Origin of the sequence: Caballeronia sp. INDeC2, assembly GCF_023631325.1 — a bacterium.
GTDB lineage: Bacteria > Pseudomonadota > Gammaproteobacteria > Burkholderiales > Burkholderiaceae > Caballeronia.
On record NZ_JALQDG010000021.1, the window covers coordinates 109,623 to 123,478 of the forward strand.

Consider the following 13,856-nt stretch of genomic DNA (forward strand, 5'->3'; position numbering starts at 1 on the left):
ATGGACATCGTGAAAATCGAATCGAATAGCAACACCACTCTGGCAGGCCTTCAAGACAACCTGCAACGCGCGTCGCAAAACGACGCGAAGGGCGCCGCGGGCACCGCGCAGCAATCGGGCGCGAACTCGGCGAAGAATTCGACGGTGAGCTTGTCGCCGCTGTCGACGGACCTGCGCGCATCGAACGCCTCGGACATCGACACGGCGAAAGTCGAGTCGATCAAGGCCGCGATCCGCGACGGCAGCCTGAAGATGGACGCCAGCAAGATCGCCGACGGCATTCTGAGCACCGCCCGCGACCTGCTGCAAACGAGAACCCCGCCGACCGGCGGCTGAACGCAGTGACCCTTGCGCGTCCGTGAGAAACAGGCGCGCGTGGCCAAGCGGCGTTCATCGGACCGGCGGCTTTTGTGAAACCGCTATTCGAGCGATGCAATGAGAGACGCCCTGCTTGCCACTGTCACCGAAGAAGTCGCCGCTGTTCAGGCCTTCGAATCCCTCCTACTCGATGAGGAAAAAGCGCTGATCGCCGCGCAGCCGCTTCCGGCGCTGCCCGAGATCATCGAGAACAAGACGGCGCTCACCGAGCGCATCTCCGCTCTCGAAAAGGCGCGCGACGAGCAGTTGAACGCGCTCGGTTTTCCCGGCGGCTTCGTCGGCATGGAAGCCGCCGCCGCGGACGACGGCGCGATCGCCGCGCAATGGGCGCTGCTCACCGCCGCCGCCCGTCGCGCGAAACAGGGCAACAATAACAACGGTGTGCTGATCCGCACGCGCATGGAATACAACCGCAAGGCGCTCGCCGCCTTGCAGGTCGCGCCGTCGAAGAGCGGCTTCTACGGCCCGGACGGCCGCGTGCCCGGCGCCTGATCGCCGTTTTCTTCGCTTGCCCGAACGGCGCGTGCTTCCTTGCGAGGCACGCGCCGCTTTCGTTTCCCGCGCTTTCATCTACCGAATAACCCCCTTTTCTCCGGCCTTATCCGTCGATGGCCGCTCGACGCCTTCCGCAATAATCGCTTTCATCCAGAAGCGGCTTCGCGCCGCTCGCACATGCAAACGATGGAAGCAACGGAGTAAGGCCCGGTGGCAGAAGAAAGCGATCTCGAAAAAACCGAATCAGCCACTCCCAAGCGCCTGGAAAAGGCGCGGGAGGAAGGCCAGGTTGCGCGTTCGCGGGAACTCGCGTCGTTCGCGCTGCTCGCGGCGGGATTTTTCGGCGTGTGGGGTTTGTCGGGGCCGATCAGCCAGCATTTGCAGGCGATTCTGCGCGGCGCGTTCACCTTCGATCACGCGACCGTGCTCGACTCGCGCCAGATGATGATCGGCGCGGCGAACGCAAGCAAAGAAGGTCTGTTCGCGGTGCTGCCGGTTTTGCTGATGACGTGTTTCGCCGCGCTCGCCGCGCCGATGGCCCTCGGCGGCTGGCTCATCACGACGAAGCCGCTTGCGCCGAACTTCGGCCGCCTGAATCCGATCAGCGGTCTCGGCAAGATCTTCTCGGTGCAAGGGCCGGTTCAGCTCGGCATGTCGATGCTGAAGACGATCGTCGTCGGCGGCATGGCGGGCTCGGCGATCTGGAGCCGGAAGGCCGAAGTGCTCGGCCTGCTGACGAAGCCGCTCGACCTTGCGCTCGCCGACGCGATGCACCTGATCTTCGTGTGCTGCGGCATGGCGATCGGCGGACTGTTTCTGGTCGCGGCCGTCGACGTGCCGTATCAGCTCTACTCGCACGCGAAGAAGCTGCGCATGAGCAAGGAAGAAGTGAAGCGCGAGCACAAGGAAAACGAAGGCGATCCGCACATCAAGGGCAAGATTCGCCAGCAACAGCGCGCGGCCGCTCGTCGCCGGATGATGCAGGCGATTCCGACCGCCGATGTGATCGTCACGAACCCGACGCACTTCGCCGTCGCGCTGAAGTACGCCGACGGCGAGATGCGCGCGCCGAAGGTCGTCGCGAAGGGCGTGAATCTGGTCGCGGGGCGCATCCGCGAACTGGGCCGCGAGCACAACGTGCCGCTGCTCGAAGCGCCACCCTTGGCGCGTGCGCTGTACCACAACGTCGAAATCGATCGCGAGATTCCGGGCGCGCTCTACGGCGCCGTCGCGCAAGTGCTCGCGTGGGTCTACCAGTTGAAGCGCTACAAGGAAGATGGCGGCCTGAAGCCGGACGAACCGTCCGATCTCGACGTGCCGAAGGAACTCGACAAAGGCGGCGTATCCGACGCCGACGCCGATCAGGAAGCCGCGGAGGCCCTGGCTGGCGACAACACTGACAATGGAGCCGCAGCATGAACGCGCGCGCTGGATTTTTCGCCAAACGGCCCGACGCGCTGGGCACGCAGAACTTGCGAGCCCTCGCCGGCCCGATCCTGATCTGCATGATCTTGGGCATGATGATTCTGCCCTTGCCGGCGTTCCTGCTCGACCTGCTGTTCACCTTCAACATCGCGCTCGCGGTGATGGTGCTGCTCGTCAGCATGTACACGCAAAAGCCGCTCGACTTCGCGGCGTTCCCGAGCGTGCTGCTCTTCTCGACGCTGCTGCGACTGTCGCTGAACGTCGCGTCGACGCGTATCGTGCTGCTCGAAGGCCACACCGGCCCCGACGCCGCCGGTCAGGTGATCGAATCGTTCGGGCACTTTCTCGTCGGCGGGAATTTTGCGGTCGGTATCGTCGTGTTCGTGATTCTGATGATCATCAACTTCATGGTGATCACGAAGGGCGCGGGGCGGATCGCCGAAGTGGGCGCGCGCTTCACCCTCGACGCGATGCCCGGCAAGCAGATGGCCATCGACGCCGATTTGAACGCCGGCCTCATCAACGAGGAAACCGCGAAGAAGCGCCGTCAGGGTGTGGCGCAGGAAGCCGAGTTCTACGGCTCGATGGACGGCGCGAGCAAGTTCGTGCGCGGCGACGCGATCGCGGGCCTCTTGATCATGGTGATCAACGTGGTGGGCGGACTGATCGTCGGCATGCTCCAGCACGACATGGACTTCGCGCACGCGGCGACCAACTACACGCTGCTCACGATCGGCGACGGCCTGGTCGCGCAGATTCCGTCGCTCATCATTTCGACGGCGGCGGGCGTGATCGTGTCGCGCGTCGCGACCGAAGAGGACATCGGCACGCAGTTGACCGGACAGTTGTTCCAGAACCCGCGCGTGCTGATGATCACGGGCGTGATCATCGGCATCATGGGTTTGATTCCGGGCATGCCGCACTTCGCGTTCATGCTGCTCGGCGGCGGTCTCATCTACGCCGCGCGCTCGATGAACAAGCGCGCCGAGGCGAAGAAGAAAACGAGCGCCGTCACCGATATCACGCCGCTCGCGGCGAGCGCCGCGGCCGCGTCGGCGGAGAATGCCGAAGCGAGCTGGGAGGACGTATCGCTCATCGATCCGCTCGGGCTGGAAGTGGGCTATAGACTGATTCCGCTCGTCGATCGCAACAGCGACGGGGAATTGCTCAAGCGCATCAAGGGCATTCGCAAGAAGTTCGCTCAGGAGATCGGATTCTTGCCGCCGGTCATTCACATTCGCGACAATCTCGAACTTCGGCCGAATGGCTATCGCATTGCGCTGAAGGGCGTCGAGGTCGGTGTCGGCGAGGCGTTCCCCGGCCAGTGGCTCGCGATCAATCCGGGCCAGGTTTCGGCGGCGCTGCCGGGGACGCAGACGCAGGATCCGGCATTCGGCCTGCCGGCGGTGTGGATCGACACGAATCTGCGCGAGCAGGCTCAGGTGTACGGCTACACGGTCGTCGATGCGAGCACGGTCGTCGCGACGCATTTGAATCATCTCGTGGTGACGCATGCGGCCGAGTTGCTCGGGCGTCAGGAAGTGCAGGCGCTGCTGGAGCGCATCGGCAAGGACACGCCGTCGCTCACGGACGATCTGGTGCCGAAGGTGCTCTCGCTCACGACGCTGCAGAAAGTCTTGCAGAATCTGCTCGACGAAAGCGTGCCGATCCGCGACATGCGCACGATCCTCGACGCGTTGCAGGAACACGCGCCGCGCATGACCGATCCGTACGATCTCACGGCGGCGGTGCGTCTCGCGCTGGGCCGCGCGATCACGCAGCAGTGGTATCCGGGCACCGACGATCTGCAGGTGATGGGCCTCGATCCGACGCTGGAGCGTGTGTTGTCGCAGGCTTTGTCGACGGGGACGAATCCCGGGCTGGAACCGGGGCTCGCGCAGACGCTGATGAACTCGACGCAGAACGCGATCATGCGTCAGCAGAATCTGGGCTTGCCGCCGGTGTTGCTCGTGCAGCATTCGCTGCGTGCGATGTTGGCTCGGTTTCTGCGCAGGAGTCTGCCGCAGTTGAAGGTGCTGTCTTATGCCGAGGTGCCGGATACCAGGAATGTGAAGGTGGTGAATTTGATTGGGGCGTGATTACACGAATCGCTGCCCGTCTCAATGAAGCACGGAACCGATCAGACTCCGAAGGTTCCGCGCATCGAAGACCACGGTCTTCCATGTGTAGTAGTTCGCGCGCTCGAACTCGGTCTTGCCCACTGCCTGCTGATTCTCCGCAATGGCAAGCACATGTCCCGGCATGTGCATGGCGCGATACTGCATGTGGATGAGTTCGCCTTCGAGCAACCGTTTCGCGCTGGTCGCGGCGATGATGATCGACGGCGTCGGTGTCTCGATCACGTGATCCGCAATCAAGCCGCCCGAAATCGGCAGTTCGACTTCGGAGCGGTGTGCGAGACCGAATTCGCCGGCGATCTCGGCGATGATGCGAGTCAGCCGTTCCCTGAAATCGCTGTTTGACTGGCGCTCGGGCCGCGATGTCGCAACGGCGTAGAGCTGCTGGGCTGCTTCCGCGACGCGAAACACGTACGGTGCGAGAAACCGCTCGTCGGTGGTCGTCGCGCGAATTATCTCGTCTTCGCACAGTCGCGCCGGACTGAGTCGCGCGTGTTCTTGAGCCCAGTAGTATTTCCACCGAGCGCATGGGTTCGCGATAGCCATCGGTAGAGTCGTTCTTGTTCTACCGATGCTAACCGCTTCATTGAGCGCCTCGATCGCCTTTCAACGAATGTTTCAGTCGTTGGAGTGACGCTTGCTCGAAGGCGTCGAATCTCAACACTCCACAATATTCACCGCCAACCCGCCGCGCGACGTTTCCTTGTACTTCGTCTTCATATCCGCGCCGGTCTCCCGCATCGTCTTGATGACCGAATCGAGCGAAACGTAATGCGACCCGTCCCCGCGCATCGCCATACGCGCGGCGTTGACGGCCTTCACCGAACCCATCGCATTACGCTCGATGCACGGGATCTGCACCATCCCGCCGACCGGATCGCAAGTCAGCCCGAGGTTGTGCTCCATGCCGATTTCGGCCGCGTTCTCCACCTGCGCCGGCGTTCCGCCTTGCACCGCAGCCAACGCGCCCGCCGCCATCGAACAGGCGACGCCGACTTCGCCCTGACATCCCACTTCCGCGCCGGAGATCGAAGCATTCATCTTGTACAGAATGCCGATCGCGGCCGCCGTCAGCAGAAAATCGATGACGCCTTGTGTATTCGACCCCGGCACGAATCGGTCGTAGTAATGCAGCACCGCCGGAATGATCCCAGCCGCGCCGTTGGTCGGCGCCGTGACGACGCGTCCGCCGATCGCGTTCTCTTCATTCACCGCGATCGCGTAGAGATTGATCCAGTCGATCATTGAAAGCGGATCGCGCAAGGCCTGCTCCGGCTTGCCCGCCAGCGCCTTGTACAACTGCGGCGCGCGCCGCTTCACCTGAAACGGTCCCGGCAAGTGCCCTTCCGCATCCGGATTGCCAATTCCGCAGCCGCGCGCGACGCAATCCTGCATCACGTCCCAGATGCGCAGAAGGCCCGCGCGAATCTCGTCTTCGCTGCGCCAGACGCGCTCGTTTTCCCACATCAGTTGCGCAATCGACTTGCCCGACTCCGCGCACATTTTCATCAGCTCGTCGCCGGTCTGGAACGGATACGGCAACTGCTCGTGCGCCGTCAGCACCGCCGTGTTGGCCGCGCCCGCCGTCACCACAAAACCGCCGCCCACCGACAGATACGTCGCTTCGCGCAGCAACGCGCCGTGTGCATCGAACGCGTAGAGCTTCATGCCGTTCGGATGCTCCGGCAACGCCTGCCGATAGAACGCGATGTTTTCCTTGATCGTGAACGGGATCTTGCGCTTACCCAGCAGCGCGAGCGTCTTCGACGTGCGCACGGCTTCGAGTCTCGGGACGATGGTCGACGCATCGACGGTATCGGGCGCATCGCCCATCAGGCCGAGCATGACGCCGCGGTCCGTGCCGTGGCCCTTGCCCGTCGCGCCGAGGGAGCCGTACAGCTCGCATTTCACCGATGCGGCCGGTTCCAGCAGCCCGTCGCGCTCGAGCCCTTGCGCGAACATCAACGCCGCGCGCATCGGTCCCACGGTGTGCGAGCTCGAAGGTCCGATGCCGACTTTGAAGAGATCGAAAACGCTGACTGCCATGACTGCTCCTGCCTGTAAGAGTTAGCGCGCCGGCAACGGCAGACACACCGCGAGCCACGCGGGCGGGGTCGGTGCGAGCCGCAGCGCGACCGGCGCATAGCGGCCGTCCAACCGCGCCGCCAGATGAAAGAGTTCGGCCGCGTTCTTCGGATCCCATTGACCCGAGAAGCCCGGCAAGCCCGCCTCGCGACGCTTGGCGTCGAACTGCACCGACGACTTCACGAATTCATCGTGCGTCTTCGTGCCGAGCGCGTACGGCGTGAGCCAGTTGAGCGCTTCGGCGAGCGTCGCGCCCGACTGCGCGCGCTCCGGCAGCCAGTTGCGGTTGTGCCGCCGCGCGGCGAGCGCCGCCGTCACGAGCGGCTGAAGATCGTAGGTCACGTAACGAAGCGCATCGCGTTCGGCGAAATCGACCGTCGATCCGTCCGGCGCGATGTTGTCGCCGATATGCTCGACGAAAAGCCGCTGCGCCGCGTTGATGAGCTTGCGGTCGTCGATCGTGAACGCGCCCATCGCCACCAGCTTCACGCGATGGCTCTGCCAGTTGTTCCGGTAATTGCCCATGAGCGGCCGGGGCTGCTTGTCCATGTCGGCGACATAGCCGTTCACCATCTTCGTGATGAACGCGTTCGAGGCGTTGCGCGTCTTGACCGGCAAGGCGCTCGCTGTCAAGTCGTACGCGAGGATCAGCGATTCGAAGTTCGTCTCGTCGATCGGATTGAAGCTCGGCTGATAGGTCGTCGTCCAGGCGAGCAGGAAGCGGTCGACGAGCCGCAAATAGCGCTCGTCGCCGGTCGCGCGCCACGCAAGCGCGGCATCGCGCATCAGGCCGAGATCTTTCTCCGCTTCGACGCTCTCGTCGTAGATGCCTTCGTGCGGCAGCGTGCCTTCGGTGTGCAGTTTCGCGCGCGCCTTCGGCTGATCGTTCACGTGCGATTGCACCATCTTCACCAGCGCCTTCACACCCGGATCGGCGTTGGTGCGCTCGCTCGTCTGCATCGCGGGCGCGGCGCAGAAATTCATCGCGGCCTGCGCCGACGATGCGGCGGCGAGCAACGCGCCGAGCATCGCGCGCGCCGCGCACGCGCGAATCGTCCCTTTCACCTCTCGCACCTTGAGCGCCATGTGAACTCCCTGTTTTGGCTTTTGGTCCGGGGTGAGATGTTAGCTGTTCTGGAACGTGCCGCAAAACCGCCCGACAATGCTTTACGCTTTCGGGCGGCGCCTCTCTCAGGTTTGCGCGAAGCCTTACTCGTCCGCGTATTCCGATACCGGCACGCACGAGCACATCAGGTTGCGATCGCCATACGCGTTGTCCGCGCGACCGACCGGCGACCAGTACTTGCGCGCCACGAGCGACTTCACCGGATAGGCCGCCGACTCGCGCGTGTACTTGTGCGTCCAGTCGTCGGCCGCGACGACCGTCGCCGTGTGTGGCGCGTTCTTCAGCACGTTGTCCTCCCGATCGACGCGGCCTTCTTCCACCGCGCGAATTTCCTCGCGGATCGCGATCATCGCGTCGATGAAACGGTCGAGCTCTTCCTTCGATTCCGATTCCGTCGGTTCGACCATCAGCGTGCCGGGCACGGGGAAGCTCATCGTCGGCGCGTGGAAGCCGTAGTCGATCAGGCGCTTCGCCACGTCTTCCACGGAGATGCCGCTCGATTCCTTGATCGGCCGAACGTCGAGAATGCATTCGTGCGCGACGAGCCCGCCCGCGCCGCTGTACAGCACCGGATAGTGCGGCGCGAGACGCTTCGCGACATAGTTCGCCGCAAGAATCGCGCTTTCGGTGGCGGCGGTGAGACCTTGCGCGCCCATCATCGCGATGTACATCCACGAGATCGGCAGGATCGCGGCCGAGCCATACGGCGCCGACGACACCGCGCCGATGCCCGCGTCGTCGCGCTTATATCCGGTCGATGCCTGATTCGGCAGGAACTTCGCCAGATGCGCGCCGACCGCGACCGGACCGACGCCCGGCCCGCCGCCGCCGTGCGGAATACAGAACGTCTTGTGCAGATTCAGATGCGATACGTCGCCGCCGAACTGGCCGGGCGCGCACAGGCCGACCATCGCGTTCATGTTCGCGCCGTCGACGTACACCTGGCCGCCGTGCGCGTGCACGATGTCGCAAATCTCCCGGACGTTGCGCTCGAATACGCCGTGCGTCGACGGATACGTGATCATGATCGCCGCGAGATTCGCGGAATGCTTTTCGGCCTTCGCCTTCAGATCTTCGATATCGACGTTGCCGTTCGCATCGCACGCGACGACGACGACCTGCATGCCCGCCATCTGCGCCGACGCCGGATTCGTGCCGTGCGCGGACGCCGGAATCAGACACACGTTGCGATGCCCTTCGCCGCGCGATTCGTGATACGCGTGGATGATGAGCAGGCCCGCGTATTCGCCCTGCGAGCCCGCGTTCGGCTGCAGCGAAACCGCCGCGTAACCCGTGCACGCGACGAGCATCTGTTCGAGCTGATCGATCATCGTGCGATAGCCGACCGTCTGTTCCGCAGGTGCGAACGGGTGAATCTGCGCGAACTCGGGCCACGTGACGGGCAGCATTTCCGATGTCGCGTTGAGCTTCATCGTGCACGAGCCGAGCGGGATCATCGTGCGGTCGAGCGCGAGGTCCTTGTCGGCGAGGCTGCGCAGATAGCGCAGCATTTCGTGTTCGGAATGATGGCGATTGAAAACCGGATGCGTGAGGTAATCGCTCGTGCGATGCAATTGCGCCGGCAGCGAATCGGACGCGGCCTGATCGAGTGCGTCGATATCGAACGTTTCGGTCTTGCCCGCGACTTCGGCGAACAGCGCGAAGAGTTTGAGCAGGTCGTCGCGCGTGGTGGTTTCATCGAGCGATACGCCGACTTGCGTCGCGCTCACGTGGCGCAGATTGATATGCGCGGCGTATGCAGCCTGATGCAGCGCGGTCGTGCTCGTGCCGCTGTCGATCGTAATCGTGTCGAAGAACGTGTCGTTGGCGATCGTGTAGCCGAGCTTCTTCACGCCCGCCGCAAAAATGGACGTTACGCGGTTCACGCGCAACGCGATCGTCTTCAGCCCGCGCGGACCGTGATAGACCGCGTACATGCTGGCCATGATCGCAAGCAGCGCTTGCGCCGTGCAGACATTCGACGTCGCCTTCTCGCGGCGAATATGCTGCTCGCGCGTTTGCAGCGCGAGGCGCAGCGCGGAGTTGCCTTGCGCATCGACGGTCACGCCGACGAGACGCCCCGGCATCTGGCGCTTGAATTCGTCGCGCACGGCCATGTACGCCGCGTGCGGGCCGCCGAAGCCGACCGGCACGCCGAACCGCTGCGTATTGCCGATCGCCACATCCGCGCCCCATTCGCCCGGCGGCGTGATGAGCGTCAGCGCGAGCAGATCCGCCGCCGCGACGACATGGCCGCCCGCCGCATGGATCGCTTCCGCGAGCGCGCGATAGTCGCGCACATCGCCATTCGCGCCGGGATATTGCAGCAGCACGCCGAACGCGTTCGCGCTCGCGGCGTCGGCGGCCGGACCGACCTTCACGTCGATGCCCGCGGGCTTCGCGCGCGTCTTCACCACTTCGATGGTCTGCGGCAGCACGTCGTCGGCGACGTAGAACACGTTCGATTTCGGCTTGCCGACGCGTTGCAGGAGCGTCATCGCTTCGGCGGCGGCGGTGGCTTCGTCGAGCAGCGATGCGTTCGCCATCGCGAGGCCGGTCAGGTCCATCACCATCTGCTGGAAGTTGAGCAGCGCTTCCAGACGGCCTTGCGAAATCTCCGGCTGATACGGCGTGTAAGCCGTGTACCACGCCGGATTTTCGAGCACGTTGCGCAGGATCACCGCCGGCGTGTGCGTGCCGTAGTAACCCTGGCCGATCCAGGTTCGAAACACCAGATTCTCGTCCGCCAGTTTGCGCAACGACGCGAGCGCTTCCGCTTCGCTCTTCGGCTGCGTGAACGCACCGAGCGGCAGCGTTTCGTTGCGGCGGATCGATTCAGGAATCACCGCGTCGATGAAGGCCGCGCGCGACGCGAAACCGAGCGCATCGAGCATCGCGCGCTGGTCCGCTTCATCGGGGCCGATGTGCCGCTGCCCGAATGCGTCGTGGCATTCGAGCGCGGCGAGTGACAGGGATGTGCGGTTCATCAGGCGATCCGGGTGTTCGAGCTTCATGTTTTGTCCTGCGATTGCGGCTCGCCATCGAGCCGCAATCGTCATTGAGATGAGTTATTCGCCGATCGACTTGCCGTAGCCTTCGGCGTCGAGCAGCTTTTCCAGGCCGGCGTCGCCCGCCGGCTTGATCTTGAAGAGCCAGCTTTCGTACGGCGCGCCGTTCACCTGATCGGGCGCCGACGTGAGCGCGTCGTTCGATGCGACGATCTCGCCCGAGACCGGCGCGTAGATGTCGGATGCCGCCTTCACCGATTCGATGACGGCGATCGCATCGCCCGCGGTCACGCTCTTGCCCGCCGCGGGCAGCTCGACGAACACGATGTCGCCGAGCGCTTCCTGCGCGTGATCGGTGATGCCGACGGTCAGCGTGCCGTCGGATTCGGTGCGGACCCATTCGTGCGATTCGGTGTATTTCAGATCGGCCGGGATGCTCATTGGATGCTCCTTGTGATGCTTTCGTGAGGTTCTTGATCGGAGGGAACGGGCGCTACGGCGTTACGACAGCTCGACGAGCACCTTGCCGTTGCGCACGAACGGAAGTTTTACCACGCGCGCCGGAAGTTGCTTGTCGCGGATGACGACCTGCACCGTGTCCCCGACCGCAACAGCCGCCGGCACGCGCGCGAACGCGATGGATTCCTGCATCGACGGCGAAAAGGTGCCGCTCGTGATCTCGCCGTCGCCGTGCGGCGTGACCACTTTCTGATGCGCGCGCAGCACGCCGCCCGCCTTGCCGTTTTCCTTGATCAGCACGAGTCCGACGAAATTCGCCTTCGAGCCGTTCGCTTCGAGCGCGCCGCGTCCGACGAAATCGCGCTGCGCTTTCAGATCGACCGTCCATGCGAGGCCGGCGTCGAGCGGCGAGACCGTCTCGTCCATGTCCTGACCGTACAGATTCATGCCGGCTTCGAGGCGAAGCGTGTCGCGCGCGCCGAGTCCGGCGGGCTTCACGCCCACGGCGGCGAGCGCGTTCCAAAGCGCCTCGACGTGCGTCGCCGGAACGACGATCTCGAATCCGTCTTCGCCGGTATAGCCGGTGCGCGCGAGCATGAGTTCGCCGTATTCCGTCGACGGAAAAACGGCCGCGTTGAACGGCTTGATGTCCTGAGTTTGCGCGCGCGTGTCCGGCAGCACTTGCCAGGTTTTTTCGCGCGCGTTCGGACCCTGAACGGCGATGATCGCGAGATCGCGGCGCGGCGTAATGGCGAGATTGAATTTGCCTTCGGCGTTCAATTGCCCGAACCAGGCAATGTCCTTCTCCGCCGTCCCCGCATTCACGACGACGCGGAAATTCGTTTCGGAGAAGTAGTAGACGATCAGATCGTCGATCACGCCGCCGTCGCCGTTGAGCAGGCACGAGTAGAGCGCGCGGCCCGGCGTCGTGAGCTTGTCGACGTTGTTGGCGATCGCGTGCTTGAAAAAATCGCGGACGGCGTCGCCCTCGAAATCGACGACGCGCATGTGCGAGACGTCGAACATGCCGGCGTCGGTGCGCACGGCGCGATGCTCGTCGATCTGCGAACCGTAGTTGACGGGCATGTCCCAGCCGCCGAAATCGACCATGCGCGCATTAAGCGCGAGGTGGGCGACGTGCAGGGGCGTGTGTTGAAGGTCGGTCATCGGGGCCTCGGTTCGCGAAACAAAAAAGGCCACGCAGCGCAGATTTCGCTCTAAGCGGATGCCTTACGTGCTGCCCGGAAGCAGCGCGCAAGCCGTATGCCGCGAAGCGGATGCGATGCGTGACCCCTCTGTCCTCGGTACCTGAGAGATTGCGCGAACCGTGCACGGTCGTGCCGCGGTTCGTCGCGCGCCCCTTCGGTGGGCAACTGGCTTCATGACGAAGCCGCTGCCGCTCTCCAGAGTGCGAGGAAACGAATTCCTCGACGCCGTCGGTCCTTTTGCCTGAGAGTTTGCGGGTATGCCCCTTCGGCGGCGCGGTCTTCGCTGCATGAACGAAACCACGCGCTCTCCCGACGCGTGCGGCAGAATTTACGCGACCGAATTGGGGTTGTCAAACGGATTCGGGCGGGTCTGATGGACACCGGACACGCCCGCTGAACCCTGTTCAGCCGAGTTGCCGAAACGGCACGCGCCGCCCTTCCTTATCGCTCTGAATCGCCAATTCGATAACCGTCATCGTATCCACCGCGTCCTGCGGCGAAACCGGAAAAGCCTTGCTATCCCGAATCGACGCCGCCAGCGCCCGATAAAACTCGATATACGCGCCATCCTTCGTGGCGAACTCATGACGCAGGTCGTGATCGCCATCGACTTCGCGCAGCACGCCCGGCGGATTCTTCGCGAACTCCGGGTTGCCCGGCCGCATGCCGGAACGCAACTGATCTTCCTGCGTGTCGAGCCCGTTTTTCACGTAACTCCCGCGCGTGCCGTGGATCGCGAAACGCGGCGGCTCCAGCGCCGCCAGCGCGCTCGCATGCAGGATCACTTCCTTGTCGTCGTAGCCGAGCACGAGATGCACGTAATCCGGCGCGTGCGCGTGATCGCGATGCGCCTTCACGAACGCCGTCACCGTCTGCGGCGCGCCGAAGAGCGTCAGCGCCTGATCGATCAGATGCGGCCCCAGATCGAACAGCAGGCCGCCGCCGCGCTCCGCTTCCTCGCGCCAGCGCTGCGGCACTTTCGGGCGAAAACGGTCGAAATGCGATTCGTAATGCGTGATGCGCCCAAGCCGTCCGCTTTCGACGAGCGCGCGCACCGTCATGAAATCGCCGTCCCAGCGGCGGTTGTGAAACGGCGCGAACACGAGACCGCGTTGCGCGGCGAGATCGGCGAGCGTGCGTGCGTCGCGGGCGGAAAGCGTGACCGGCTTGTCGACGACCACATGCTTGCCCGCCGACAACGCGCGATGTGCGAGATCGAAGTGCGTGTCGTTCGGCGTCGCCACGACGACGCATTCGAGCCCGTCGACGGCGAGCAGCGCGTCGAAATCCGGAACGACCTGCGCGTTCGGATAATCCGCCTGTGCGCGCTCGGCCTGGCTCGTCGCTATGGCCGTGACTTCCGCCCGGCCGCAGTGCTCGATGACGGGGGCGTGAAACGTCGCGCCGGCAAGGCCGTAGCCCATTACGCCGACTCTTAGTGCTGTGCTCATGCGGGCATCGTCCTGGAAATTCGATCGGATATTGTGGCACGAACGAGGGCCGGAACCGCGCCGCCGCTATCGTGTTAACATCG

Annotated in this window: 11 protein-coding genes and 2 riboswitches; of the genes, 4 read left to right on the top strand and 7 right to left on the bottom strand. The window is 64.1% G+C overall.

Annotation, left to right across the window (positions count from 1 at the left end):
- Window positions 1–9: 9 nt before the first annotated feature.
- The 4 genes from flgM (at window position 10) to flhA (ending at window position 4,397) form a co-directional block, all read left to right on the top strand.
- On the top strand, window positions 10–336 hold the full coding sequence (flgM, locus tag NCS28_RS13330) for a flagellar biosynthesis anti-sigma factor FlgM (RefSeq protein ID WP_502801189.1): 327 nt from the start codon (window positions 10–12) through the stop codon (window positions 334–336).
- A 99-nt stretch (window positions 337–435) separates the two neighbouring features.
- Window positions 436–870: a flagella synthesis protein FlgN gene (locus tag NCS28_RS13335; protein ID WP_250514250.1), complete on the top strand. Its 435-nt coding sequence runs from the start codon at window positions 436–438 to the stop codon at window positions 868–870.
- A gap of 213 nt (window positions 871–1,083) precedes the next feature.
- Window positions 1,084–2,292, top strand: a complete 1,209-nt coding sequence (flhB, locus tag NCS28_RS13340; protein WP_250514251.1) for a flagellar biosynthesis protein FlhB — start codon at window positions 1,084–1,086, stop codon at window positions 2,290–2,292.
- Window positions 2,289–4,397, top strand: coding sequence for a flagellar biosynthesis protein FlhA (flhA, locus tag NCS28_RS13345; protein WP_250514252.1), 2,109 nt, complete (start codon window positions 2,289–2,291; stop codon window positions 4,395–4,397). The genes flhB and flhA overlap by 4 nt, the downstream gene beginning before the upstream one ends.
- A gap of 21 nt (window positions 4,398–4,418) precedes the next feature.
- On the opposite strand, the gene NCS28_RS13350 is transcribed toward flhA, so the two are convergent.
- From NCS28_RS13350 to NCS28_RS13380, 7 genes are all read right to left on the bottom strand, one after another.
- The gene (locus NCS28_RS13350; RefSeq protein WP_250514253.1) at window positions 4,419–4,982 is read right to left on the bottom strand and encodes a hypothetical protein; all 564 of its coding nucleotides are present in this window, start codon (window positions 4,980–4,982) and stop codon (window positions 4,419–4,421) included.
- 111 nt (window positions 4,983–5,093) lie between these two features.
- Window positions 5,094–6,482 carry an L-serine ammonia-lyase gene (locus NCS28_RS13355; RefSeq protein WP_250514254.1) on the bottom strand — a complete coding sequence of 463 codons (1,389 nt, stop codon included), beginning with the start codon at window positions 6,480–6,482 and terminating at the stop codon, window positions 5,094–5,096.
- Window positions 6,483–6,503: 21 nt separating this feature from the next.
- Window positions 6,504–7,607: an alginate lyase family protein gene (locus NCS28_RS13360; protein ID WP_502801185.1), complete on the bottom strand. Its 1,104-nt coding sequence runs from the start codon at window positions 7,605–7,607 to the stop codon at window positions 6,504–6,506.
- A 123-nt stretch (window positions 7,608–7,730) separates the two neighbouring features.
- Window positions 7,731–10,661 (bottom strand): aminomethyl-transferring glycine dehydrogenase, encoded by a 2,931-nt coding sequence (gene gcvP, locus NCS28_RS13365; RefSeq protein ID WP_250514255.1) that lies wholly within the window; start codon window positions 10,659–10,661, stop codon window positions 7,731–7,733.
- Between the two features lie 54 nt (window positions 10,662–10,715).
- The gene (gcvH, locus tag NCS28_RS13370) at window positions 10,716–11,096 is read right to left on the bottom strand and encodes a glycine cleavage system protein GcvH (RefSeq protein WP_250514256.1); all 381 of its coding nucleotides are present in this window, start codon (window positions 11,094–11,096) and stop codon (window positions 10,716–10,718) included.
- Between the two features lie 60 nt (window positions 11,097–11,156).
- Window positions 11,157–12,281 (bottom strand): glycine cleavage system aminomethyltransferase GcvT, encoded by a 1,125-nt coding sequence (gene gcvT, locus NCS28_RS13375; RefSeq protein WP_250514257.1) that lies wholly within the window; start codon window positions 12,279–12,281, stop codon window positions 11,157–11,159.
- A 118-nt stretch (window positions 12,282–12,399) separates the two neighbouring features.
- Window positions 12,400–12,531: riboswitch (glycine riboswitch) on the bottom strand.
- Window positions 12,532–12,541: 10 nt separating this feature from the next.
- Window positions 12,542–12,644: riboswitch (glycine riboswitch) on the bottom strand.
- A gap of 82 nt (window positions 12,645–12,726) precedes the next feature.
- Window positions 12,727–13,773, bottom strand: coding sequence for an oxidoreductase (locus tag NCS28_RS13380; RefSeq protein ID WP_250514258.1), 1,047 nt, complete (start codon window positions 13,771–13,773; stop codon window positions 12,727–12,729).
- Between the last annotated feature and the right edge of the window lie 83 nt (window positions 13,774–13,856).